General features: G+C 60.7%; 22 protein-coding genes and 1 tRNA gene. 14 read left to right on the top strand and 9 right to left on the bottom strand.

Annotation, left to right across the window (positions count from 1 at the left end; genetic code table 11):
* The first annotated feature begins 127 nt into the window (after window positions 1–127).
* The 4 genes from ACZ5WW_RS04010 to ACZ5WW_RS03995 all read left to right on the top strand — a co-directional run bounded on the left by ACZ5WW_RS04010 (window position 128) and on the right by ACZ5WW_RS03995 (window position 3,853).
* Entirely contained in the window at window positions 128–847 is a 720-nt protein-coding gene (locus ACZ5WW_RS04010; protein ID WP_377167590.1) for a hypothetical protein, read from the top strand.
* A gap of 156 nt (window positions 848–1,003) precedes the next feature.
* Window positions 1,004–1,675, top strand: a complete 672-nt coding sequence (locus tag ACZ5WW_RS04005; RefSeq protein ID WP_377167593.1) for a histidine phosphatase family protein — start codon at window positions 1,004–1,006, stop codon at window positions 1,673–1,675.
* 72 nt (window positions 1,676–1,747) lie between these two features.
* A complete protein-coding gene (locus ACZ5WW_RS04000; RefSeq protein ID WP_377167596.1) occupies window positions 1,748–2,440 on the top strand; it encodes a hypothetical protein in 693 nt (230 codons plus the stop codon).
* Window positions 2,441–2,497: 57 nt separating this feature from the next.
* Window positions 2,498–3,853 (top strand): DUF1501 domain-containing protein, encoded by a 1,356-nt coding sequence (locus ACZ5WW_RS03995; RefSeq protein WP_377167599.1) that lies wholly within the window; start codon window positions 2,498–2,500, stop codon window positions 3,851–3,853.
* Between the two features lie 33 nt (window positions 3,854–3,886).
* Here ACZ5WW_RS03995 and ACZ5WW_RS03990 read toward each other — a convergent pair whose 3' ends face one another.
* From ACZ5WW_RS03990 to ACZ5WW_RS03970, 5 genes are all read right to left on the bottom strand, one after another.
* A complete protein-coding gene (locus ACZ5WW_RS03990; RefSeq protein WP_377167602.1) occupies window positions 3,887–4,741 on the bottom strand; it encodes a hypothetical protein in 855 nt (284 codons plus the stop codon).
* A gap of 49 nt (window positions 4,742–4,790) precedes the next feature.
* Window positions 4,791–5,327, bottom strand: a complete 537-nt coding sequence (locus tag ACZ5WW_RS03985) for a dihydrofolate reductase (protein WP_377167605.1) — start codon at window positions 5,325–5,327, stop codon at window positions 4,791–4,793.
* Between the two features lie 13 nt (window positions 5,328–5,340).
* Window positions 5,341–6,315, bottom strand: coding sequence for an MBL fold metallo-hydrolase (locus ACZ5WW_RS03980; RefSeq protein WP_377167608.1), 975 nt, complete (start codon window positions 6,313–6,315; stop codon window positions 5,341–5,343).
* A 124-nt stretch (window positions 6,316–6,439) separates the two neighbouring features.
* Window positions 6,440–7,297 carry a 50S ribosomal protein L11 methyltransferase gene (locus ACZ5WW_RS03975; protein WP_377167611.1) on the bottom strand — a complete coding sequence of 286 codons (858 nt, stop codon included), beginning with the start codon at window positions 7,295–7,297 and terminating at the stop codon, window positions 6,440–6,442.
* A gap of 36 nt (window positions 7,298–7,333) precedes the next feature.
* Window positions 7,334–7,408: transfer RNA gene (locus tag ACZ5WW_RS03970), tRNA-Gly, on the bottom strand.
* Window positions 7,409–7,504: 96 nt separating this feature from the next.
* Here ACZ5WW_RS03970 and ACZ5WW_RS03965 point away from each other — a divergent pair.
* The gene (locus tag ACZ5WW_RS03965) at window positions 7,505–8,353 is read left to right on the top strand and encodes an aminotransferase class IV (protein ID WP_377167614.1); all 849 of its coding nucleotides are present in this window, start codon (window positions 7,505–7,507) and stop codon (window positions 8,351–8,353) included.
* Window positions 8,354–8,564: 211 nt separating this feature from the next.
* Here the strand turns inward: ACZ5WW_RS03965 and ACZ5WW_RS03960 are convergent, their stop codons facing one another.
* Together ACZ5WW_RS03960 and ACZ5WW_RS03955 are read right to left on the bottom strand one after the other, a co-directional pair.
* Window positions 8,565–9,470 (bottom strand): hypothetical protein, encoded by a 906-nt coding sequence (locus ACZ5WW_RS03960; RefSeq protein ID WP_377167617.1) that lies wholly within the window; start codon window positions 9,468–9,470, stop codon window positions 8,565–8,567.
* 101 nt (window positions 9,471–9,571) lie between these two features.
* The gene (locus ACZ5WW_RS03955) at window positions 9,572–11,887 is read right to left on the bottom strand and encodes a hypothetical protein (RefSeq protein WP_377167620.1); all 2,316 of its coding nucleotides are present in this window, start codon (window positions 11,885–11,887) and stop codon (window positions 9,572–9,574) included.
* Between the two features lie 148 nt (window positions 11,888–12,035).
* Here ACZ5WW_RS03955 and ACZ5WW_RS03950 point away from each other — a divergent pair, with 148 nt between their 5' ends.
* From ACZ5WW_RS03950 to ACZ5WW_RS03910, 9 genes are all read left to right on the top strand, one after another.
* On the top strand, window positions 12,036–12,302 hold the full coding sequence (locus tag ACZ5WW_RS03950; RefSeq protein ID WP_377167623.1) for a hypothetical protein: 267 nt from the start codon (window positions 12,036–12,038) through the stop codon (window positions 12,300–12,302).
* Between the two features lie 85 nt (window positions 12,303–12,387).
* On the top strand, window positions 12,388–15,603 hold the full coding sequence (gene secA / locus ACZ5WW_RS03945; protein ID WP_377167626.1) for a preprotein translocase subunit SecA: 3,216 nt from the start codon (window positions 12,388–12,390) through the stop codon (window positions 15,601–15,603).
* Between the two features lie 36 nt (window positions 15,604–15,639).
* The gene (locus tag ACZ5WW_RS03940; RefSeq protein WP_377167629.1) at window positions 15,640–16,983 is read left to right on the top strand and encodes a hypothetical protein; all 1,344 of its coding nucleotides are present in this window, start codon (window positions 15,640–15,642) and stop codon (window positions 16,981–16,983) included.
* Window positions 16,980–18,470 (top strand): NAD(P)/FAD-dependent oxidoreductase, encoded by a 1,491-nt coding sequence (locus tag ACZ5WW_RS03935; RefSeq protein WP_377167632.1) that lies wholly within the window; start codon window positions 16,980–16,982, stop codon window positions 18,468–18,470. Before ACZ5WW_RS03940 ends, ACZ5WW_RS03935 begins: the two co-directional genes overlap by 4 nt.
* A gap of 67 nt (window positions 18,471–18,537) precedes the next feature.
* Entirely contained in the window at window positions 18,538–19,398 is an 861-nt protein-coding gene (locus ACZ5WW_RS03930; protein WP_377167635.1) for an alpha/beta hydrolase, read from the top strand.
* Between the two features lie 167 nt (window positions 19,399–19,565).
* Window positions 19,566–19,997 carry a 50S ribosomal protein L13 gene (gene rplM, locus ACZ5WW_RS03925; RefSeq protein ID WP_377167638.1) on the top strand — a complete coding sequence of 144 codons (432 nt, stop codon included), beginning with the start codon at window positions 19,566–19,568 and terminating at the stop codon, window positions 19,995–19,997.
* A 23-nt stretch (window positions 19,998–20,020) separates the two neighbouring features.
* A complete protein-coding gene (gene rpsI / locus ACZ5WW_RS03920; protein ID WP_377167641.1) occupies window positions 20,021–20,413 on the top strand; it encodes a 30S ribosomal protein S9 in 393 nt (130 codons plus the stop codon).
* Window positions 20,414–20,514: 101 nt separating this feature from the next.
* Window positions 20,515–20,778, top strand: a complete 264-nt coding sequence (locus ACZ5WW_RS03915; RefSeq protein WP_377167644.1) for a hypothetical protein — start codon at window positions 20,515–20,517, stop codon at window positions 20,776–20,778.
* A 52-nt stretch (window positions 20,779–20,830) separates the two neighbouring features.
* The gene (locus ACZ5WW_RS03910; RefSeq protein WP_377167647.1) at window positions 20,831–21,310 is read left to right on the top strand and encodes a hypothetical protein; all 480 of its coding nucleotides are present in this window, start codon (window positions 20,831–20,833) and stop codon (window positions 21,308–21,310) included.
* A 52-nt stretch (window positions 21,311–21,362) separates the two neighbouring features.
* Here the strand turns inward: ACZ5WW_RS03910 and ACZ5WW_RS03905 are convergent, their stop codons facing one another.
* Together ACZ5WW_RS03905 and hprK are read right to left on the bottom strand one after the other, a co-directional pair.
* On the bottom strand, window positions 21,363–21,635 hold the full coding sequence (locus ACZ5WW_RS03905; protein WP_377167650.1) for an HPr family phosphocarrier protein: 273 nt from the start codon (window positions 21,633–21,635) through the stop codon (window positions 21,363–21,365).
* Between the two features lie 22 nt (window positions 21,636–21,657).
* The gene (gene hprK, locus ACZ5WW_RS03900) at window positions 21,658–22,626 is read right to left on the bottom strand and encodes an HPr(Ser) kinase/phosphatase (RefSeq protein WP_377167653.1); all 969 of its coding nucleotides are present in this window, start codon (window positions 22,624–22,626) and stop codon (window positions 21,658–21,660) included.
* Between the last annotated feature and the right edge of the window lie 126 nt (window positions 22,627–22,752).

Raw genomic sequence — 22,752 nt, 5'->3', positions numbered from 1 at the left:
GTGGTGGGACTGCAGCGGCTTTTGAATGCCACGCTTTTCATTCCTGAAAGTGTGTTGTAGGCCCGCTTCCAATTCCCGTTTCAGACTGTCATTGCCAAGAACCGGGGGATCCGGTTCACTCGCGTAGATGTTTAGTTATCGGTTTTGTTTTTATGCGATTCACACAGCTCCTTGGGCGCTGATCGGGGGCTGGCTGTTGAACCTGCTGTTTTTGCGGGAGCAGCCTTCTGGCGGTCATGCCCCTCATCTGGTGTGGGTGTGGCTCGGGCTGATGATGATCTATGGGCTGTTGGGGCTGGTGCTGGGAGTAAAGATGATCCGCCGGCGCTTGCTGCTGTATTGTCCGTTTTGCGCCCGCCCGGGACCGGCTTATCTGGACCGCTCTGAAGGGCTGACGATGAACTGTCCCTCTTGCGGCGAAATTCGGGGCGGGGGATTGCTGGGGTGGAAGATCGTCCGTGACAGGGGGGAGCACTGCGGGCCGAAGCCTGCCGTACCTGTTCGGAAGGTGCAGTTTCGCTCGCCATGGTTCTGGGTGTTGTTTGGCATCTCCGTTCTGTCGGCTCTGTGTGGGGTGGCGATCCATGAGTTCAGCTTTCTCACCGTGTTTGGTCCGTTGTGGTGTTTTCTGGTGGCGAGCCATCTGGTGCAGACGCTGAGCACCGGCTGTTTGGATGACAATGCAGGCCCCACCTTCCGCAGCCGTCAGCCGCTAAAGTTCTGGGTCCGAACCACCGTTTGGTTTTTGGCGTACGTGTTTGCCGCTTTTATGCCGGTGGGCCATGCACTGCAGGAAAAAGGGAAGATGGAGGGGCGGGCGGCGGTGAGGCATGAAGGAGTGCGGTAAGCAGTTGCAGTCTCTCCAGCGGCACCTGCCATCCGCCCTGCGAGGGCTGCAGCGGCGTTCGTTCCTGCTTTTCGCAAACGCACTCCCAACAAACATGCACGCGTGATTTTTTTTGCATGCCTTCACCCGCGTTTGCCATCGCTCATCACAGCGCCTATGGCAGACGCCCCCATGAAGAAAAAGATCTGGTTCATCCGTCACGCCGAAAGTCTCAGCAATGCAGGGTTTCCCACGGACACGCCGCATGAGATCGGCCTGAGTGAAAAGGGGCTGGCACAGGCGGAGGCTCTGGGGGCGCAGTGGCACACGGTGCCTGAGCTGATCGTGGTTTCCCGCTATGCACGCACGGGCTTCACCGTGGAGCCGCTGCGCAGACGCATGCCGCAGGTACCGGTGCTCATGCTGCCGCTGCATGAGCTGACCTTTCTGGCCCCCGCCCGCTATGTGGGCACCACCGAGACGCTGCGCCGCGAGCCTGCACGCCAGTACTGGGAGCGCTGCGATCCCGACTACTGCGATGGCGAGGGGGCGGAGAGCTTTCGCGAATTCTACGTCCGCATTGACGAATCCCTGGCCGCACTGCGGCAGCGTACGGAGCAGGGCATCCTCGTGGTCTGCCACGGCTACGTCATCAAGGCGATCCTGTGGAGGCAGATGAATCCCGAAGCGGCGGTGACCGCCGACTACATGCGTGCTTTCTACGACTTCCACCTCCGCTGTGTGGTGCCGAATGTGATGGTGTACCCCTTTGAATGCGAAACTGGCCAGCCGCTCTCCATGCTGACGCCGTTTGAGATTCAGATCCAGGGGCATTCATCGTGGAAATGACGGCCCGGCGGGTTCCACGAACGGTCCGAAAGTGGAATTGCCAGCAAGGCTGAAAACGGATTCTCTGGCCGGATGACTGACCGTTTCTGCTTTGATCTGCTCCAGGAGATGTCCTTGGGAGCAGTCCCCTGCCTGGCACTGGCGTCTGGCGCTGCAGCATCGGAGGAGACGGTGGTCAAGGGGCTGCAAATCATTGCCGTGGCCGGAGTCTTGCTCATGGGCATTCAGATTCAGCGGCGCTGGCAGGCTCTTTGCTGCCCCTTTTGCAAACGCCCGGGCGTCGGACAAAGGCACCGCACACGGGGCGTGGCGGTCCAATGTCCCGGCTGTGGTGAGGTCATCCACCGTGGTTTGTCTGAAGGGGTGTCCCAGCTTGGGCCAGAGCATGGCGGAGTGCTGACGGCTCAGCGGCAAAGTGTGCCGGTGAGGCGGATTGAACTTCGCTCACCTTGGGTCTGGCTGCTTTTTGCGCTTTCGGTTGTGTCTGCGGTTTGCGGTGCGGTCATGCATTCCTTTGGCCTCGTGACGGTGCTGGTGCCGTTGTGGAGCCTTCTGGTGGCGAGCCGTCTGGTGCAGACGCTGCAAACCGGCTGCATGAACGGGTATTGGCGGCTCACGCTGAGGGAGCGGCAGCCGGTGAAGTTCTGGCTGCTCATCGGCGTCTGGTTTCTGGCTTACGGCTTTGCTTTGTATCTGCCCATCGGTTTTGGCCTGCATGCTCGCATGCAGGCCAGCCCCCCTGCACGTGCGGGGGCAAAGCTCTGAGTCGGTTCAGGATGCGATCCCACGCAAGCGTCGGGGTTTTGGCTGCGTACACTCCGCATGTCCGCTCTCTCTGCTCTTTCACGTCGTGCACTGCTCTCCCGCATGGGGGGTGGCCTGGGCACGCTGGGGCTGGCCTCCACCCTGCATGCGGCACCACGCACGAACTTTGTGCCGAAGGCCAAGCGTGTGATCCAGCTCTTCATGAACGGCGGCCCCTTCGGCCCGGACTTCTTTGATCCCAAGCCGGGCCTCACCAAATACTCCGGGCAGAAGCCTCAGGGGGCAGACCTCCGCACCGAGCGCCCCACCGGCGGGCTGCTGGCCTCTCCCTACCAGTACTCCAAACACGGACAGAGCGGACTGGAGATCAGCAAGCTGCTGCCCAATCTGGCCCGGCATGCCGATGACCTCTGCGTCCTGCGCTCCTGCCATACGGACAACCCGAATCACGGCCCGGCACTGCTGCTGATGAACAATGGCACTATGACCGAGCGCGTGCCCAGCATGGGCTCATGGCTCAGCTACGGTCTGGGCAATGAGAATGCCAATCTGCCTTCCTTCGTCGTCCTTTGCCCTGGCAAGCCCGTGCGCTTCTCAGTCCTCTGGACCAGCGCATTTCTACCCGCGCAGCATCAGGGCGTGTATATCAACCACTCCAATCTCGATCCGAAGCAGATGATCCCGTGGCTGACGAATGAGAAGCTGGCGCGGGCGGATCAGCGACGGCAGCTTGATCTTATGCAGGCGCTGAATGCCGAGCATCTGGCCGCACGCGGCGGCGCGGATGTGGCGCTCAATGGCCGCATCCAGGCCATGGAGACCGCCTACCGCATGCAGTCCGCCGCCACCGATGCCTTTGATGTGAATCTGGAGCCCGAACGTGTGCGCGAGATGTATGGCAAGAGCCATTTCTCCAACGGCTGCCTCATGGCCCGCCGTCTGGTGGAGCGCGGGGTGCGCTACGTGCAGCTCTACTACGGCAACGGCCAGCCCTGGGACACGCACTCCAAGCACGATGAACAGACCCGAAAGCTCGCGGCGGATATTGACCGCCCCATCGCGGCGCTGATCGGCGATCTCAAGCAGCGTGGCATGCTGGAGGACACCCTCATCATCTGGGGCGGTGAATTTGGCCGTACGCCCGTGAGCGAAAACGGCAACGGCCGCGACCACAATCCGCATGGCTTCTGCATGTTCTTTGCTGGCGGCGGTGTTCGCGGCGGCACGGCCTATGGGCAGAGCGATGACTTTGGCTTCAAGGCAGCCGTGGACAAGATGCATGTGCACGACGTGCATGCCACCATCCTGCATCTCCTGGGCATGGATCATGAAAAGCTGACCTACCGCTACGCCGGCCGTGACTATCGCCTCACCGACGTGCATGGGCGTGTGCCGCAGGCCATTGTGGGCTGAGTGTTCTGGCAGCCGTTTGCTTGGACCTTCAGCTTACGCGCGGCTTTTGTCCGTCCGAAAACGATTGCTGGAGGTGGGTTTGCTGGGGACGGCTCGGCGGATTTCGACCACCGGTTTCTTGGTTGCCGATGGAGGAGGAGGGGACTTGGGCTTCTCGGTGTCTTTTTCAGGCTGCGCCGGTGCTGGGGGGGCATTCTGGGCGGGACCATACAGTTCGCGAGTTTTCTGGTGCAGCATCTCAGCCTCGGCTGCACGCTGCATGGAGTCGCGAATGCTGGATGGCACGGAACTCTCTGTGAGGGGGGGGAGGAGCGGATTGGGGCCAGCCGCCCAAGTCCCGAGTGTCGGCATCAGCGAAGCAATTTCGGTCTGGTTATTCACCTTGTGCAGACCGATGACACGCAGCGATGTACCAAAAAGATAGAAGATGGTGCTTTCATCCAGCCCTTCGACCATGCTGCCACCACGCTGCAGGATCGGGCTGCCGCGCAGGATGACTTCATCTCCCGTGATGAAGGCTTCCTGGCAGAGAGCCTTGGCCGGTTCGTTGAAATCCATTTCGAGAAAGACTTTGCCCCGCGCCCGCACTTTCACTGGCTTGCCGTCAGGGGAATACTTGAACACCTGAATCGAATCTGCGGCGATCTTGATGTAGGGCGGCATTTCCAACTGCTGAGTGGAGATGCTCTTGGCCTCCACGAAACTCATGCTCAGAAGAAAGCTCAGGTCTGTGGGGGACTTTACGAGGGAGATGTCCTTGGATTCAGGCTGGGCCTTGCCAGGAGTGGCCGCAGTGTTCAGGCTAGTGGTGCACCCAGCACAGAGCAGGATTGCAGCCGCCAGAAATGCGGCTGCAGAGCCCGGGCTGAACTGGTTAGGAAGGGACATCTTCTCTTCTTAGATACACCGAAAGCTGGTTTTGCTCATCTTGAAATTACTATAATGCATTTTCTTGGTGCTGCCTGGGCTGGCAAGAGCGCTCGTAAGTGGCAAGGCTCAGTGCTTGGGCATGGCTGGCATCGGCCGGAAAATCCCGCCGGTATGTCTGCCGCCATTCGTCCGCCTTGATGGCTGGAAAGGCGACGCCAGCTCCAAGATGATCGTGCACATGCGTCAGGATGAGCCTGTCTGCAAAGGGCAGGGCTGCAGCGTAGGCCTCCCCTCCGCCACAGACAAAAAGCTCTTTGGCCCCGCCTGCGGTGGCGGCATGAATGGCCTCGGTCACGCTTGCCACAGACTGGCCCTCACGTGGCAAATACCCTGGGCTGTGCGTGAGCACGAGCGGGTGATGGTCGGTGAACCAGCCATGCATTTCCTCATATGTGCGGCGGCCGATGAGCAGCCAGTGGCCAGCGGTGGTGCGCCTAAAGTGCTCCTTGTCCCGGGGCAACTGCCACGGCACACCTCTTCCCAACGAGATGAAGCCATCGCTGGAGACGGCGGCGATAAGGGTCAGCACAGGGCGCTCACTCACGAGGCGGCAGAGCTTAGTAAATCGCAGATTCACCTTCGCGCAGCAGTCGCACGCGATGCTCCAGACCGCGCTCCAGTGCGGCTTTGGTCAGGCGCTGGGCGGGCTCATGCATGGGCTCGCCACCCAAGGGGAAGGTGTCATGATGCATGGGTATCATCGAGTGTGCACCCATCATCTGAAAGGCGTCCAGCGCCTCTTCGGGGTTCATGTGCACCTGGCGCCCGCTTGGCGCGTCATAGGCGCCGATGGGCATGAGCGCGAGGTCAATGCTGGCACGTTTGCCGATCTCCTGGAAACCGTCGAACATGGCGCTGTCGCCGCAGTGAAAGAGGCAGCGTTCGGGAGATTTGACGAGAAATCCGCCAAACTGTCGGTGTGTGTCATGAATCATTCGCGCTCCCCAGTGCTTTGCTGGCGTCAGGGTGATGCGTAGATCCTGAAAAGTGGCGCTCTGCCAGGTCTTCAATTCGACGATGTGTCCAAAACCGCAGTTTTTCACGACTTTGCCGACTCCCTCTGGCACGATGATGGGTTGTGCGGCGGCGAGCTTGCGCAGACTTGGCAGGTGCAGATGGTCGTAATGCGCGTGGGAGACCAGCACCAGATCAATGTGGGGCAGGTCATGCGCCCAGACACTGGGGTGGCGTACTCGCTTGACGGGGCCGTGCCAGAGCGCCCAGTTGGGGTCTATGGCGATATTTACACCGCCGATCTGGCAAAAAAAGCCGGCATGACCAAGCCACGTCACAGCGATCTCATTCTGTGCGGCCACTGGCAGCCGGCCAAAATCCTCTCCGGGCTTGCGCGGAGAGAGCAGGGTGGGAATGAGCACCTCATTCAGAAACTGCAGGTTGCGTTTGCGCCAGCCTTCCGTTGGCAGGAGGCCAATGCGATTGCCTTCAGTTTGGGCCGTTCTCAGCAGCCCGCGCTTTTTCCGCGGACTGGTGAATCCAGCCCCGCCAGATGTGGACGCGGGATCGAAAAGCATGATTGGCTGCTTGAATCTGCTGACAATAAATCCCCCGGCCTACCAAATTCAAGAATAAAGTGGACGATGTTGTGGTGGCAGGCTGGACATCGTTTTCTGGAAACTATGCAGGTTCTCTGCTATTTCAGCGCTTTTTAACAGTACCCATGGCGGTCACCCACTTGCCTTTGGTCACCACTTTCTCCACCACAAAGCCGGCGCGTTTTCCAGCCGCGAGGCAGGCTTTCGCCTGGGACTTGAGAATGCCTGAGAGCATCAGGACGCCGCCAGGTGCGACGGATCGCACCAGTTGCGGAAATGCCGCCTCCAGGACGTCGAAGAAAATGTTTGCGGCCACAATGTCCCAGGTCTGCTTGGGCTCCCACTTGAGGACATCGACCCGGGTAAAGCGCGTCTTGGGTGTGTCATTGCGCGCAGCGTTTTCTTGGGAGATCTTCACGGCGGCTTGGTCGTAGTCGCAGCCCCAGACACGGGTGGCGCCGAGTTTTTCAGCAGCAATGGCAAGGATGCCGCTGCCACAGCCCAAGTCTGCCATGCTCCATTTCTGGCCCTTGGCTTGGCGTGTCGCTGCGGCATCTACCAGCAGACGCAGCACGGTCGCTGTGGTGGCATGATGGCCAGTGCCAAAGGCCATGTCCGCAGGCACGGCGATGATCTCGCGGCCTGGGAACTTGGCGCGGGCCTTTTTGATTTCATCATCCGTTTTGACTGCGCAGATCACAAACCGGTCACGCACTTTCACGGGGGGTGGCGTTTGCGAAGAGTGCGCCGCCCAGTTTTGCGTCTTCAGATGTTTTACTGTGCCGCCGTATTCCTTCTGGATGGCCTTCGCCGGGCCCTGAGTCTCACAATAAAATTCCAGACGAACCATTTTGCGGCCTGGAAAGCTGCTGATGACGAGGGTGCCACCAGGATGGTTGGCAAAACGTTCTTCCCAAATGTCAGCCGAACGTGAAGCTGTAAGTTTTGACCAGACGAACATGAACGATCTTTTGTGAGGCACCTCTCTTTTGAGAGGTGGAGCGGGTGACGCGATTCGAACGCGCGACATCTTCCTTGGCAAGGAAGTGCTCTACCACTGAGCTACACCCGCTTTTGCGTTGGGATGTTTATATTGGCGCATGATCTGAATCGTGCAAGCGCAAAGTGTGTTTCTTGAGAATGATTTTTTTCAGACCATGCTGCGCATATGAAAGTACCCGCATTCATCTGGATCAACGGACGCATTGTCAGCACCGCCGAGGCGAGCATCTCTCCCTTCGATCATGGCTTTCTGGTAGGAGATGGTGTCTTTGAGACGCTTGTGGCACGAGGTGGCAGGCCCTTCACGCCCACGCGGCACTGGCGGCGGCTGGTGAATTCTTGCACGGCCATGGGCATCGCACCGCCTGCCCAGGAACTGTACGAGAAGGCCATGCTGGAGACGATGCAGGCCAATGGCCTCAGTGATGCACGCATCCGTGTCACGCTGACCAGCGGCGACGGTCCGCTGGGCTCCGACCGTGGAGATGCGCCCGCCACCATGACTGTGGCTGCGACGGTCCTGAAACCCTGGCCACCCACCGAAACAGTCATGACGGTGCCCTGGACGCGCAATGAGCGCAGCGCGCTGGCAGGCATCAAGTCCACCTCGTATGCCGACAATGTGCGCGCGCTGGCTCTGGCGCATGCGCAGGGGGCAGGGGAGGCTGTCTTTGGTAACACGCGCGATGAGCTCTGCGAAGGCACGGGCACGAACATCTTTGTGGTCGTGGCGGGGCGTGTACTGACGCCGCCGCTCAGCTCTGGCTGTCTCGCTGGTGTGACTCGCGCGCTGGTGTTGGAGGCCTGCGCAGCAGCGGATATCCCGGTGGAGGAAATCGCGCAGCCCATCAGCGTACTGCAAAGCTGTGATGAAGCCTTTCTCACCTCCAGCACGCGTGATGTGCATCCGCTGGCGAAGATCGATCAGCGCCCCATGCCTGGTGTGGATGGCGCGGTGACCCAGCGCGTGGCGCAGGCGTTCCGTGATTTCGTGACCGGGCGTGATGATCCGTGAGGATTAATTGGGAGTGCGGTCGCGGAGGGGGAAACGACCGCAGCTATCGCTTTTGAGCGTCTCGTGGCTCACATGGGCTGAGACTGGGAAGCGAGCCCATTCGCTCCCGCCTTCGAAGTGTTTTCGGATTTAGGTTCATTAACCGGCACGGCGAAAGCCGTAGCACCGTTGATTCTTCACTGCGCGACCCCGCTCCCAATGGCTCTGCATGCTATGACTTCGTCTCATACACCGCGCCGAGCTTGAGCAGGAGAGCTTCGAGCTGGGTGTAGTAGTCGTCTTCTTTCATCTTGGCGCGCTCGTCTTTGAGCGCTTTCAGTTCGCGCTCCAGCGCATCGCGGGTGGTGCGCTGGGTGTCGGTGAGCTGCTGCTCCTCCGCGCTGAGGACGAGAACGAGCTGCGCGGCGCGGTCGCCGTCGAGGGCGGTGGCTGTTGCGGGCGGGGTATCGGCGGCGAGGACCTCGCTGCGCGTGCCGATGCCGTCGCCGTTGTCTTCGAGCAGGGCGTGCTCGGTGGCGAGACGGCCTTCGTTCTCATAGAAGAGCGCGACGGTCTTGCTGGCGTGGCGGAAGGCTTCGAGAAGCGAGACCTGCTTGTCCTGATCCAGGTCCGCCTCTGGCAGTCCGCCGATGGCTTCGGCAAAGGATTCGCCAAAGCGGGCGTAGAAGACCTCGTCCGGGCTTTTGGTGGAAGTGATGATAATGCGGTCTTTGCCTGAGAGCGCCTTTAGAAAACCGCCGCTGGAGGAGGCGGTGTGAATGACGGCGACCTCCTGCTTCAGCGGCTTGAGCCATCCGGCGAGCTGCTTCACATCGAGGTCCGGGCCTTCGGCGTTGAACTTGGCATCGCGTCCGTCAAAGGTGCCGTGGCCGATGAGAACGAGCCAGAGCGAGCGCGAGGGCTCGGCGGTGGTGAGGGTTTGTGCGAGGTTTTCGGTGGTTTTTTCTCCGCGGATGACCTTGGCGGAGACGCCAGCCTTGGTACAGGCGGTGGTCCAGGCGGTGGCCTGGGTTTGGAATTTTTTGCCGTATTCCTCCGCGCCGGAGGCACCGACGACGATGACGACCTCCAGCGCACGCGGGGCGGCGTGGAGCAGGGGGGCGAGAAGAAGGATCAAAGTAATTATGAGTTTTAGCTCGTCCTGGAAGCGAAGCTGGGGAAGGCGTGATCTTGTTATCATAACGCGCCAGAGCGGGCTGAAGCCCGCGAGTACTTTGTTCATGCCATGCCTCCTTTTCTACGCAGGCCCCACTCGGCAACGATGAGGAGCAACAGAGCGTGGAAGATCCAGGGAGTATGCCACAGCGGGGTGGAGAGGGTGACCTCGACAGGAACGCGGATGTTTTTGAGGAGGTCCGGTAACTTGGAGACCTCTTCCAGCGCGAGCATCTGTCCGCCGGTTTCTGAGGCGATGCGCTGCATGAAGGCTTTGTCGGGGGCGAGGCGGCTGAATTCCTCGGCCTGGGGGCCGTAGGTCCAGCCGGTGGTCTTGGTGCCGAGCTGGGTGTGCTTTTCCATGTCCTCGACGGTGGCTGTGGCGCGGTAGTTGCCGGAACTGCCGGAGAAGAACTCGGTCTCATAGAGGCCGGGTTCCTTGAGGCTGGGCTCGGCGAAGAGCTGGGATTTTTTGCCGTCGGGCTGGGTGACCTCGATCTTGACCATGGCGTCTCCATGGGGCTTGAAGGCTCGGTCGCGCACGCGGACGGAAAGCCTGACGTGCTCCCTGTCTGCGGGCTCGGTTTCCGCAGCGAGGGTGATGCTGTCCTCCACATCCACGACGAGCCAGCGAATGAGCTGGCGCCAGGCACGCTCCATGTCCTTGCGGGCGTCTGGGTCGTACATGCCCCAGCGCCAGAGGTCACCGACGAGGACGCTGCCGACGCGGCCCTCGCCAAAACGCTGGGAGACGATGGCGGGCACGGTGGTCTGGGAGGCGTCTGAAACGGTGGCGAGGATGTTTGCGCCAGGCTTGATGGCAAAGGTCTGGTTGATGGAATAGAAGGAGGGCATGGCGCTGAGGCGCTTTTCGTCCTCCTCGCGGTCGGTGCGCAGTCGCATCCAGGACTCGAGCCAGCCTTCACGCGTGAGATTGAGGCGGGCGTCGAGCATGGGGCCGGTGGTGTTGGTGCGGTCCAGGTAAACGGGGAGCATGCTGCCGATGGGGGTGTGATCGTAGCCGCCGGCCTGGTAGCACTCCTGGCCGCCGAGCATGAGGAGAGCGCCGCCGCGCTCGCTGACAAAACGCTGGATGAGGTGCATCTGCTCCTGGGTGAAGAAGGCGGCCTCGAGGTCGTCAATGATGATGGCGCGATAGTCGCTGAAGAAGTCCTCCGCCGCCTTGGGGAAGCCGTCGCTCAGCTCCTTCGCATCCCGCGTCCCCAGGCGGATCAGCACCGGCTGGTCGTAGCGCTGCGCCTCCTCCCCCTCCTTGGCACCGAAGCCGCGAAAGAGCGGGTTCGCGCTCTCGCCTGCATGCCCGCGCCATTCAAACTTCGGCTCCCGTTTCGCGATCCGCACCAGGCTCGGCATCTGGATGTCATCATCCCCCGCGATCGCCCGGCGCAGAAATTTGTACTCCCAGTTCGGCCGCCCCGTCACATACAGCACCCGGTAGGGGCCTGCACCGCGATCCGCCTCCAGCAGCCGCGTGTTGTTCGCCAGCGTCGCCTCGCTCACGCCCTCGGCCTTCAGCTCCAGCTTGTGAAACGACACCCCCGGCTTCGCCACCGGCAGCCGCAGGCGCACCGTCTGCGGCGACTCCCCGCTGAAAGCCACCTTCTCCGTCACCACCGCCTTGCCCTGCTCATCCAGCGCGGAGAGCGTCGCCTGCTTGCCCGTCAGACCATGGGCGGAAACACGCGAGGTGATCGTGATCGGCGCATCTTCAAAAGGGCTCGTCGCCACCGTCGCATCCAGGATTGCCAGATCAGGCGTCGGCGCATTTTTACCCGCCAGCACGGTGAAGACCGGCGCGCCCGTCGCCTCCGCCTTCCACGCGCTCGCATCCGTCGCATTGCCATCACTGACCACCACCACCGCCGCCAGGTTGGAGCCCCCGCTGCGCAGCGTCATGATCGAGCGGCACAGGTCCGTGCGGCTGCCGTCAAACTTCAGCGTGCGAAAATGAGGCACGCTCTGCGTCTGCGCGCCCGCCGTCATGAGCCGCAGGCGGAAGTCCTCGCCCAGCTCCTTGATCCATGCCGCGTCCTGCCCGCCATCATTCAGCGCCGCGCCCACCTTCGCCGCGCGCGTGGGCTCGCCCGGCTTTTCGGCCGTGTCCAGAGAGGCGCTGCTGTCCACCAGCACGATCACCTCGTTCTCACCCTTCTTCGGCTGCTGCTTTGTCCACAGGGGATCGAGCAGGCAGAGCGCCAGCAGCGCCAGGGCAGAGAGCTTGCAGGCCATTGCAGCAAGCTTGCGCCAGCCGTGCAGCGGGGAGCGGCGGTATCCCTGCCAAAGCAGCCCGAGGACGACGGCGACCACCACGGCGGCGAGCCAGGTGATGTCCGTGTTTTGCCAGAGAATGCGGGGCATGAGGTGCCAGTTAAACGTGAAGCGCGGCGAAAAGCTACATCTCTCAACTGCTGGTAATTATTTTCGTTGCCAGAAAATTTGAATCGGGAAGCGCTTGTCGGATCACGCATTCTCGATTTGGTCAGCGCCGTTCTCACTGCACATCGCCATGCCCCTCCAAGACCCTTATGCGTTTCAGCTCGCTGGTTTCAGCGAAGGAGATGTCGATGAAATCCTCGCCGACCTTGACTACCTGCATCGCAATTCCCGCTGGACGCACCGGCGCGACCAGATCGAGCGCATGATCGTGGAATCACCGGTGATTTTGCTGGATTTCCTTCGCAGCGTGAGGCCGGAAGTGGTGAAAAGCGCCATGATTCCGCGCCGGGTGAAGGAGCTGGTCTTTCGCTCGACCCCGGCGAGACAGGCTGTTTGAGTCCTTGCGCACTGGCTGACATCCGCCACATTCGGCCTCCCTCCGACCCGGCCGTCACTCGCCGGGCGGCGTATTCCTATTTCCCATGTTCAACTGGATCATCAAAAAAATCATCGGCACCAAGAACCAGCGCACCGTGCGCAAGCTTCAACCTGTGGTGGTCGAGATCAACCGCATCGAAGCCCTCCTGCAAAACGAGCCGGAGGAGGCCCTGCGGGAGCGCACCCAGAAGTGGCAGTCCCAGTTCCGCGCTTTTCACACGCCACCCTTCCTCGGTGGTGTCGGCCTCCGCATCGCCGATGAGGCCGCCGTGGACGCCTGCCTGGAGTCCGTGGAGAACTACTTCGCCGCTCTTAAGCCCCATTTCCCCGCGCTGGAAAACGACTACCTCGCCTCCGCCGCCTGGAAAAACGCCCCCTTGGACGACAAAAAGGCGCGCATCGACCGCTCCCGCGAGGCCTGGAACGCCATCCAGCCCGACTTTGCCGCCATCGAGGCGAAGATGCTCAACGACATCCTCCCCGAAGCCTACGCCGTGGTTAAAAACGCCGCGCGCCGCATGTGCGGGCGCGAGATCATGGTGTGCGACCAGCCGCTCGGCTGGAACATGGTGCACTTTGACGTGCAGCTCATCGGCGGTGTCGCCCTGCATCGCGGCATGATCGCCGAAATGGCCACCGGGGAAGGGAAGACCCTCGTCGGCACCCTGCCCACCTACCTCAACGCACTCACCGGCCGCGGCGTCCACGTCATCACCGTGAACGACTACCTCGCACGTCGTGACAGCGAGTGGATGGGCAGCCTCTACAAATACCTCGGCCTCACCGTCGGCTGCATCCAGAACGACCAGCCCAGCCACATCCGTGCGGAGCAGTACCGCGCCGACATCACCTATGGCACGAACAGCGAGTTCGGTTTTGACTACCTGCGTGACAACGGCATGGCCTCCAGCAAGGAGCAGCAGGTGCAGCGCGGCCACTACTTCGCCATTGTGGACGAAGTGGACTCCGTCCTCATCGACGAAGCCCGCACCCCCCTCATCATCAGCGGCCCCGTCATGGCCGCCGAGAGCAACCACCAGTACGAGCGCTACAAGCCCCTCGTCGAGCAGCTCGTCCGCCGCCAGAACGCCCTCTGCAACCGCCTCATCACCGAGGCCAAGGAAGCCGCCGCCGCAGGTCACCTTGAGCAGGCCGGCCTCAAGCTCTTCCAAGTCCATATGGGACAGCCCAAAAACCGCGCCCTCATGCGCGCCATGGAGGAGCCGGAGCTCCGCCGCGCCATGGAAAAGGCCGAGCTCTCCCTCTACGCCGACACCCAGAAGGTCGAGTTCTTCAAGCTCAAGGAGGAGCTCTACTACTTCATCGAGGAAAAATCCCACGACGCCGACCTCACGGAAATGGGCCGCAACTTCCTCAACCCCGACGAGCCCGACGCCTTCGTCCTTCCGGACATCGCCACCGTTTACTCCGAGATCGACGGCGACATGACGCTCTCCGAAGACGCCCGCACCCGCAAAAAGAGCGAGATGCAGGACCGCCTCTCCCACCAGGGCCAGCGCATCCACCAGATCAGCCAGCTCCTTCGCGCCTTCTGCCTCTATGAAAAGGACGTCGAGTACGTCGTCGAGGAAAACAAGGTCGTCATTGTCGATGCCCAGACGGGCCGCAAGATGGCCGGACGCCGCTGGAGCGACGGTCTGCACCAGGCCGTGGAAGCCAAGGAAGGCGTGCAGATCGACGCCGAGACCCAGACGCTCGCCACCATCACCATTCAGAACTACTTCCGCCTCTATCAAAAGCTCGGCGGCATGACCGGCACCGCTGAAACCGACGCCGCGGAGTTCCACGACATCTACAACCTCGACGTCCTCACCATCCCGACCAACCGTCCGGTGAAGCGCAAGGACCACAACGACAGCATCTACAAGACCCGTCGCGAGAAGTTCACCGCTGTGATCGAGCTCATCCGCGAGCTGCACGCCAAAGGCCAGCCCGTCCTCGTCGGCACCGCCAGCGTGGAGGCCTCGGAAATGGTCTCCCGCATGCTCAAGCTGCAGAAGATCACCCACAACGTCCTCAATGCCAAGTATCACCGCCAGGAGGCCGAGATCGTCGCCCGCGCCGGTCATCGCGGCGCCGTGACCATCTCCACCAACATGGCCGGTCGTGGCACCGACATCAAGCTGGGCGAAGGCGTCGCCGAACTCGGCGGCCTCTACGTCCTGGCCACCGAGCGCCATGAAAGCCGCCGCGTGGACCGCCAGCTCCGCGGACGTTCCGCCCGTCAGGGAGACCCCGGCGAGAGCAAGTTCTTCCTCAGTTTTGAAGACGACCTCATGCGCAACTTCGGCGCCGCCGAACGCATGACCAAGATGATGGAACGCTTTGGCATGAAGGAGGGCGAGGAGCTCCAGCACCCCTGGCTCAACCGCTCCGTCGAAACCGCCCAGAAGCGCGTCGAGCAGCGCAACTACGTCTGGCGCAAGCGCGTCCTCGAATACGATGACGTCATGAACCAGCAGCGCGAAGTCGTCTATGAATGGCGCAACGACGTGCTCAACAGCAACGACACCCGCATCCTCATCAACGAGGCCGTGGAAAAGGGCGTCACCGAACGCCTCGGCGCCTTTGTCTCCAAGGACATCAAGGACGACGAGGCCGACTACGAAGGCCTCCTCGCCTGGGTGAACATGACCTTCCCCATCGGCCTGCGCACCCTCGACGACGAATTCCGCGCGCTCGACTTCGACGCCAAGGCCGCCTACCTGAAGGACAAGATCATGGGGGCCTACGACGTCAAGGTCAGCAACGCCAACCCCACCGCGCTGCAGGAGATCGAGAAGATGATCCTCCTCAACGCCATCGACCGTCTCTGGCAGGAGCACCTCTACGCGCTCGATGCCCTCAAGGAAGGCGTCGGCCTGCGCACCTACGGCCAGAAAGACCCGCTCATCGAGTTCAAGCAGGAGGCCTTCACCATCTTCGCCGAGCTGATGAACAACATCAACGGCGAGGTCCTCGGCAATCTCTTCCGCAGCACCCAGCAGCTCGCCGCCTTTGAGCACTTCCTTGCTCAAATGGCCCTGCAGCAGGGTGGTGAAGCTCCAGCTCCGCAGCGGCGTGAGGAAGAAGAGGAAAAGGAAGAAGCCGCGCCCAACATCGGCCGCGACGGCCCGCGCCTCATCCTCCCCAGCAGCGTTCCCGCCAGACCCAAGCCCGTAGCCAACATCGGCCGCAACGACCCCTGCCCATGCGGCAGCGGCAAGAAATACAAGCAGTGCTGCGGGCGGATCGCGTGATAAGCCGCTAAATTCATCAGCAGACCAGATAGCTGCATGCGTTATCTCCTGACGTTCTTCTATCTGCTGCTGGTCTGCCGCTTGTTCCTGCTGGATTTCGTTCTTGAGCCCACCAATGACGAAGGGATCTGGCAGTGGAATGCGCGCTGTGAGCAGTGGCATCTCCCGGCTCATGGCATTCTCCACAATGCCCTGAGCCCTGTAAATCATTGGATCAACCGCGCGCTATTTGCCATCGTCCCTCCCTCTGTGGTGGCCAAGCGCGTTCTGTGCTCGCTGCTGGTGGCGGTGGCAGCGGGGCTGTCTTGCCTGCGGCTTGTGCGTCGGGGGAATGAATCCGGGGCCGTCTTGCTGTTGGCCTGGCTCTGGCTGGACCCTTATCTGTTCCGCATGGGCAGCTGGGCTATCCTGGAGCCATTGCTGATGTTCGGGGTGGTGGTGTGGTATCAAAACAGCGATCGGGTGGCGGGCGGCATGAAAGGCAGCCTCCTGCTAGGACTGCTTTCTGGGCTGCTGGTGGGGGTGAAGCTCACTGTTATATGGCTTGTCCTGGGCACATGTGCCTGTCTGGCCACGGCGCGCCGGTTCAGGGAGCTTGCTGTGTTTATGTCTGCGGTAGGGGCTGTGGCGGCGGTCTGCTACGCCTCGGTGTACTTTCAGGCGGATCACGCCCGATTTGCTGAAATATGGCGTCAGCACACGACTGCGCGCACCGATGTGGTGTCAAACGTCTGCGGTCTGTTTCAGGGGCTGCCGGATTTGAGAGCGGCCTTCTACACCCTCACGGCACTGCTGGGGTGCGGCTGGTGCGTTTGGCAGCTGGTCTGTGTCCGGAAAAGTCTGGGTGCCGCCCCATGGGCTGTGATGGCTGGTCTGGCGGCACTAGCGACCCAATCATGCCGTCCAGAGCGTTATCTTTTCCCCATGGCATTTCTTGCCCTGCTGGCTGCGCTGGACGCCGGACTTTTTCGTGAGTGCCGGGGTTGGCTGGGGGCAGGCTGCCTGCTGCTGGCACTGGGGACCAACGTGTTGTGGTATCGGAATTTTGTCTTGGCTCCGGCGAATGCCGGCGGGTGGTACATCCATGAACGGCTGGAGGCTGCGGTTGCCAGAGGGGGGCTCATTGCCGCTCCGCCTCATCTGGCCCTGGATCTCAGGTGTCCAGTGCAGCCGGTGTCTGTCGGGCTGCTGTCCCTGCCTCCGAATGAAGATTACATGCCTGACTTCCTCGCTCTTCAAACAGCGGCCGCCGAGCCATCTGGGGGGGATTTGCGCATGAAGGATGAAATGCTCCGCAGGCAGGCGACTGTGGTCACCAAGGGCTTTTATTCCCTTTACCAAACGCTCCAAACTCCACCTGCGCCTTCCGCCCGCCCATGAGAGAGCAAGATCCTGCCGTAGTCATCATAGGAGCGGGCCCCGCAGGACTCACTGCGGCCTACATGCTGGGAAAGGAGGGCGTGCCCGTCGTCGTACTGGAGTCTGATCCCGAACACGTGGGCGGGATTTCGCGCACGGTGAGCTACAAAGGCTGCCTTTTTGACATTGGAGGCCATCGCTTCTTCTCCAAATCCGCCGAAGTGGAAAGTCTCTGGGATGAACTGCTGCCGGAGGGCATGCTGGAGCGCCCCCGCTCGTCCAGGATCTACTACCGCGGAAAGTTCTTTTCCTACCCGCTCGTGGCCATGGATGCGCTGATGAAGCTGGGCCTGTGGGAGTCCTTGCGCTGCGGACTGTCATACCTGAAAGCGCGCCTGATGCCTATCCGCAAGCCGCTGAGTTTTCAGGACTGGGTGAGCAACCGGTTTGGGGCCCGTCTTTTTGAGGTCTTCTTCAAGACCTACACGGAGAAAGTCTGGGGAATGAGTTGCAGGGAGATTTCCGCAGACTGGGCTGCCCAGCGTATCAAGGGGCTGTCCCTTTCCTCAGCCATCTGGAATGCGCTCTTTCCGCGCCGTGCCCAGACCGGCCCGGAGACCATCAAGACCCTCATCAATACCTTCCGCTATCCCCGGCGTGGCCCTGGCATGATGTGGGAGGCCTGTGCCGACAGAGTCAGGTCGCAGGGCGGGCGCATCCTCATGGGCAGCCGTTTCATCGGGGCAGCCTACGATTCAGCCATGCGGCGCTGGACGTTGTCCTACCGGGACAAGGCAGGGGTGGTTCACCACATTCAGGCCCAGCATGTCGTTTCCACGGCACCCATCGCAGAGCTCATACCCAGTCTCAGCCCAGCGCTTCCTCAAGAGGCCCAAGCGGCTGCGAAAGCCCTGCGCTATCGGGATTTTCTCACGGTGGTGCTCATGTACCGCCATGCGGATTCATTTCCCGACAACTGGCTCTATATCCATGATCCCGGGGTCAAGGTTGGCCGCATTCAAAACTTCAAATCGTGGTCTCCTGAGATGGTCGCGGACGCATCCATATCCAGCTACGGGCTGGAGTATTTCTGCTTTGAGGGAGACGGGCTCTGGACCAGTCCTGCTGAAAAGCTTGTCGAACTTGCCAAGATGGAGATGGAAAAGCTGGGGCTGGCCCAGTCTTCAGAGTGGGTTGATGGCTGTGTGGTCCGCCAGGCCAAGGCCTATCCTGTGTATGATGCCGCCTACGCCTCCCATGTGGATGAAATCCGCAGGGCGGTGAAAGAGCACCTGCCCGGACTGCACCTCATCGGGCGCAACGGGATGCACAAATACAACAACCAGGACCACTCCATGATGACGGCCATGCTCTGCGCACGAAACATCATCAAGGGGGAGGAGCTCTACGACCTCTGGCAGGTGAACCAGGACGCCGAATACCACGAAGGGGAATCCCCTGACCGTGGCGGGCGGCTGGTGCCGGAAAGATTGTCGGCTGCTTCTTGAGGAATCGTCCCGGTTTCTGCGTTTTATTCCGTCTGAAATCCAACCTGCACTGACCTTCCCTTCCGCCATGCTCACTCGCTTTTTCAATGTGCTTCTCTGCGCGATCACTGCCTCCGCCTACGCCGCCGATGACTACCAGCTCGGCCCTCTCTCGCAGGAGAAACCGGAGGTGCCGAAAGGGAAGGTGATCCCAATGCCGGTACATGAGTCGAAGATCTATGCGGGTACGAAGCGTGACTGGTGGATCTATGTGCCGGCGCAGTACAAAGCTGAGCAGCCGGCAAACCTGATGGTGTTTCAGGACGGGCATGACTACGTGGGCGTGAAGGGTGCCTGGCGCGTGCCGGTGGTGTTTGACAATCTCATCGCCAGCGGGGACATGCCTCCAACCATCGCCATCTTCATCAATCCCGGCCACAGTGGTGAAACGAAACCGCAAAGCGCTTGGAAGAACAACAACCGCGGCAAGGAGTACAACACACTGGGGGACACCTATGCGCGCTTCCTGCTCGAGGAAATCATCCCGCAGGTGCAGAAGGATTACAAGCTCACGGACAATCCCGAGGGCTGGGCCATTGCAGGCGCCAGCAGCGGGGCCATCTGCGCCTTCACGGTGGCTTGGGAGCGGCCGGACAAATTCCGCAAGGTCTTCTCCACCATCGGCAGCTACGTGGACCTGGCGGGCGGGCACGTGTATCCCTCCATTATCCGGCTGACAGAGCGCAAGCCGCTGCGGGTGTACCTTCAGGACGGGAGCAGCGATCTGGACAATCCTTTTGGCAACTGGCCGCTGGCCAACAAACAGATGGCCGCCGCGTTGGCCTATCAGAAGTATGACTGCACCTTCACGTTTGGTGATGGGGCGCATAACAGCAAACAGGGTGCCAGCATCTTCCCGGAGGCGATGAAGTGGCTGTGGCGGAAGTGAAAAGCATGGGGGCATGGCCTGTCCGGAGTGGGCAAGCTGCCCAAAATGCGTCGCAAACTCATTTTTCATTGTGAATAACTTTGTTTAGGCCTTGACACCCCGGCCAATCCTCCTACCATCGCGGCCCCCCTTCTTCCCAGATTGGAAGTTTTTCGTACACATCATTCATGAAGACGTTTTCAGCAAAAGCCCAGGAGCATAACCCCACATGGTGGGTCATCGACGCCAAGAACCAAATTCTTGGAGACGTCGCAGTCGCCGCCGCCAACCTCCTGCGCGGCAAGACCAAGCCTACTTTCACCCCGCACGTTGACACCGGTGATTTCGTGGTCGTGCTGAACGCCTCCGAAGTCCGCCTCAGCGGCAAGAAAGAGACTCAGAAGATTTACACCTCGAAGGCTGGCTACGTCGGCAATCAGAAGGTCGAAAACGTCGAGCGCGTGCGTGCACGCCGTCCGCAGCTGCTTGTGGAACGCGCAGTCAAGGGCATGGTCCCCCACAACCGTCTTGGCCGTTCCGTCCTCGGCAAGCTCAAGATCTATGCTGGTGCAGAGCATCCGCATGAGGCGCAGAATCCGAAGCCCTTCTCCGTCGCCTAATTTCTCTCACTTTCACCCATCGCATGAGCAAGCCTCTCAAAACCACTACCGGCCGTCGCAAGACTGCCATCGCTCGCGTCTTCATCACCGAAGGTGCTGGCAGCATCACCGTCAACGGCCGCGACTTCGAAGAATACTTCCCGACTGTCGCCCTGCAGAACCAGATTCTCTTCCCTCTGGCTCTCACAAACTCCCGTCAGACCTATGATTTCAAGGTGAACGCAAGCGGCGGTGGTTCCACAGGTCAGGTGGGTGCCGTTCGTCTCGGCATTGCCCGCGCCCTCATCGGTGTGAATCCTGAACTCCGCGGTGTCCTCAAGCAGAACGGTCTGCTGACCCGTGACTCCCGCGCCAAGGAACGTAAGAAGCCCGGCCGCCCAGGCGCCCGCAAACGCTTCCAGTTCTCCAAGCGTTAATTGGTACTCCTGTTACAGCTCGATGTGTGCAAAACCCCGCCCCGTGCGGGGTTTTGTTTTTTCTGTCGCTGGCGGCGGAAACTCGCGCCACAGTCTGCCTCATGTCCTCAGGTCATCTTCTTGTTCTCGGTGCCAGCGTCATCTGGATCTTGTTCTGCATGCGGTTCTGGTACGCCATAGATCAGGAGCACACCTGGCAGCGTCGGTTTATCGCCATCGGGGCCGGTGTCGGAGGTGGGATGATTTACCTGATCGGCATGATGATGCTGCAGATGCTCAAAGAGCCTGACTCTCATCCTGCTGAGGGGGGTAGCAGCGAGATCCGCGTTTCACCTGGAAGACAGTTGGACGAGACGAAACAGTGACCACTGCTGGCTTTCCTGAAATCTGGACAGGCCGGCCGGATTCCCTCTTTGTATGCCATTCAGCTTTCACGGTTTTGGCACGGCTTATTATGGCGAATGCGATTTTCGTCCTGACGGCTCCTATGTGACGACCGAATGGATTTCCGCGTTTCTTCTGCCCGTACTGCCTTTCCGGAGTGTTCGCCTGGTGCGCATGCCAGGTAAAGACTTGAATCTGGTTGTCGTTTCCTCTGAAGGGTTCCTGGTCATAGAGCGCACGACGCTCCACTGGCGGCAGGTCATGAGGACATACGGCTTCATGGCTTGTTACGCAGCCTATCTTGTGGGCTTGAGTACAGCGGTTGACTCACTGGGACTGTCATGGGGGCAGATATCCCCGACATGGGCCATCGTCATTTTCTTGTTCGTGCTGACGCTGCCGCTCTTTTTGCTGCTGTTCCTGCGGCACAAGGCGCGGCGGAGGGCCATTTTTTCCCCGGAAGCCCAAATTGAGACGCTCAAAAAGCTCAGGGCTCATATCTCTCCTAAGTGAGCACGGACTCAGGGGAGAGGATTGAGATCATGCCTTGTCACTGAGGCATTCGTCACTCAGCATCACCAAAACCGGACGTTACCAGTTCTTCCAGGTCGGCCACGGCGGCTTCGGCGTCACTGCCGTCAGCGATGATCTTGATGGTTTCCCCACGGCCTGCTGCCAGCATCATGAGCCCCATGATGCTTTTGCCGTTCACAGGTTCGTCATCTTTCTCCACCCAGACGTCACACTGATACTTGCTGGCACGTTTGACGAACTGCGCCGCCGGACGTGCATGCATGCCCATTTTGTTGCGGATCGTGAGTTCTTTTTGAATGCTCATGGTGTGTAGAAAGCAGCTGGGGCTAACCTAATTGATCATCTGTCATCTTTTTCAACAACCTTTGGTCAAACTCGACGGCACTGTTGTAGCCAAAGGTGCGCAATTTGAAATTGATGGCAGCCAGTTCGATGAGGCCCGCCACATCACGCCCGGGCTCCACCGGCAGCGCCACACGGCCGATTTTCATGCCCATGATCTCCCGCGTGTCGCTGTTCACCCCGACTCGCTCGAGGTCTTCAGTTTTGGTGCCTCGCACCAGTTCCACGATCAAGTCCAGACGCTTGCTCAGGCGCACGGCGCTGACACCAAAGAGGGCTGCCACGTTGAGGATGCCCAGGCCGCGGATTTCGATCATCCCGCGGGTGATGTCTGGCGCAGAGCCGATCACCTCACGCTCCTCGATCAGGCGGAGCCTCACCGCATCATCCGCTACGAGGCTGGCGCCACGCTGCAGCAGTCCGATGACGCTTTCGCTTTTGCCACAGCCGCTTTCTCCCTGGATCAGCACACCGAGACCCTGGACGTCCACGAGGCAGCCATGGACCAGAAGGGTGGGGGCAAAAGCCCACTCCAGCTTGATCGTTGCCGCATTGAGGAACTTCATGGTCATCATGCTCGTCTGGAAAACCGAGATCCCGGCCTCGTTGGCGATCTGCACCAGTTCGTCATCAATGCGGTGTCCGCGCGCGATGACCACACAAGGGATGTCCCATGAGCACAGCTGGCTGAAGCGGGCGGCACGCAGCTTGGGGTCCAGCCCTTCGAGGAAGGAGCACTCCGAATTGCCGATAACCTGCACCCGTTTGTAGGCAAAGTAGGTGAAAAATCCAGAAAGCGCCAGTCCGGGGCGGTTCACAGACGGTTCGGAAATCTTGCGCTTGTAGCCTGCGTCGCTGCCCACCAGCTTCAGTTTGAGCGATTTTTCATTCAAAGTGAAAAACTCCCCCACAGTCACCGAGGAAGGGCGTTTGACTTTGGTTGGGGGCGGCATGGTCAGACATTACGCGAAGCCCCTTGCTGACAGCAACGAAAAACCAACTCGCACTGGAAAACAGTCATCAACCGGCTAAATCATTCGCCCCTGACGCCGCAGCCTGCGGCACTGGCTCTTTCCCAC

The sequence above is a fragment of the Prosthecobacter fluviatilis genome, assembly GCF_055388355.1.
Note: the sequence above shows the minus strand (reverse complement) of the source record. Positions and strands in the feature narration are given on the sequence as shown.

Excerpts from the sequence above, each read along its gene's own strand:
- secA (WP_377167626.1), top strand. The coding sequence starts at position 12,388 with ATGTTCAACTGGATCATCAAAAAAATCATCGGCACCAAGAACCAGCGC.
- ACZ5WW_RS03910 (WP_377167647.1), top strand. The coding sequence starts at position 20,831 with ATGCCATTCAGCTTTCACGGTTTTGGCACGGCTTATTATGGCGAATGC.
- ACZ5WW_RS04010 (WP_377167590.1), top strand. The coding sequence starts at position 128 with ATGTTTAGTTATCGGTTTTGTTTTTATGCGATTCACACAGCTCCTTGG.
- hprK (WP_377167653.1), bottom strand. The coding sequence starts at position 22,626 with ATGCCGCCCCCAACCAAAGTCAAACGCCCTTCCTCGGTGACTGTGGGG.
- ACZ5WW_RS03935 (WP_377167632.1), top strand. The coding sequence starts at position 16,980 with ATGAGAGAGCAAGATCCTGCCGTAGTCATCATAGGAGCGGGCCCCGCA.
- ACZ5WW_RS04000 (WP_377167596.1), top strand. The coding sequence starts at position 1,748 with ATGACTGACCGTTTCTGCTTTGATCTGCTCCAGGAGATGTCCTTGGGA.
- ACZ5WW_RS03915 (WP_377167644.1), top strand. The coding sequence starts at position 20,515 with ATGTCCTCAGGTCATCTTCTTGTTCTCGGTGCCAGCGTCATCTGGATC.
- ACZ5WW_RS04005 (WP_377167593.1), top strand. The coding sequence starts at position 1,004 with ATGGCAGACGCCCCCATGAAGAAAAAGATCTGGTTCATCCGTCACGCC.
- ACZ5WW_RS03950 (WP_377167623.1), top strand. The coding sequence starts at position 12,036 with ATGCCCCTCCAAGACCCTTATGCGTTTCAGCTCGCTGGTTTCAGCGAA.
- ACZ5WW_RS03955 (WP_377167620.1), bottom strand. The coding sequence starts at position 11,887 with ATGCCCCGCATTCTCTGGCAAAACACGGACATCACCTGGCTCGCCGCC.
- ACZ5WW_RS03905 (WP_377167650.1), bottom strand. The coding sequence starts at position 21,635 with ATGAGCATTCAAAAAGAACTCACGATCCGCAACAAAATGGGCATGCAT.
- rpsI (WP_377167641.1), top strand. The coding sequence starts at position 20,021 with ATGAGCAAGCCTCTCAAAACCACTACCGGCCGTCGCAAGACTGCCATC.
- ACZ5WW_RS03990 (WP_377167602.1), bottom strand. The coding sequence starts at position 4,741 with ATGTCCCTTCCTAACCAGTTCAGCCCGGGCTCTGCAGCCGCATTTCTG.
- ACZ5WW_RS03940 (WP_377167629.1), top strand. The coding sequence starts at position 15,640 with ATGCGTTATCTCCTGACGTTCTTCTATCTGCTGCTGGTCTGCCGCTTG.
- ACZ5WW_RS03965 (WP_377167614.1), top strand. The coding sequence starts at position 7,505 with ATGAAAGTACCCGCATTCATCTGGATCAACGGACGCATTGTCAGCACC.
- ACZ5WW_RS03995 (WP_377167599.1), top strand. The coding sequence starts at position 2,498 with ATGTCCGCTCTCTCTGCTCTTTCACGTCGTGCACTGCTCTCCCGCATG.
- ACZ5WW_RS03930 (WP_377167635.1), top strand. The coding sequence starts at position 18,538 with ATGCTCACTCGCTTTTTCAATGTGCTTCTCTGCGCGATCACTGCCTCC.
- ACZ5WW_RS03980 (WP_377167608.1), bottom strand. The coding sequence starts at position 6,315 with ATGCTTTTCGATCCCGCGTCCACATCTGGCGGGGCTGGATTCACCAGT.
- rplM (WP_377167638.1), top strand. The coding sequence starts at position 19,566 with ATGAAGACGTTTTCAGCAAAAGCCCAGGAGCATAACCCCACATGGTGG.
- ACZ5WW_RS03975 (WP_377167611.1), bottom strand. The coding sequence starts at position 7,297 with ATGTTCGTCTGGTCAAAACTTACAGCTTCACGTTCGGCTGACATTTGG.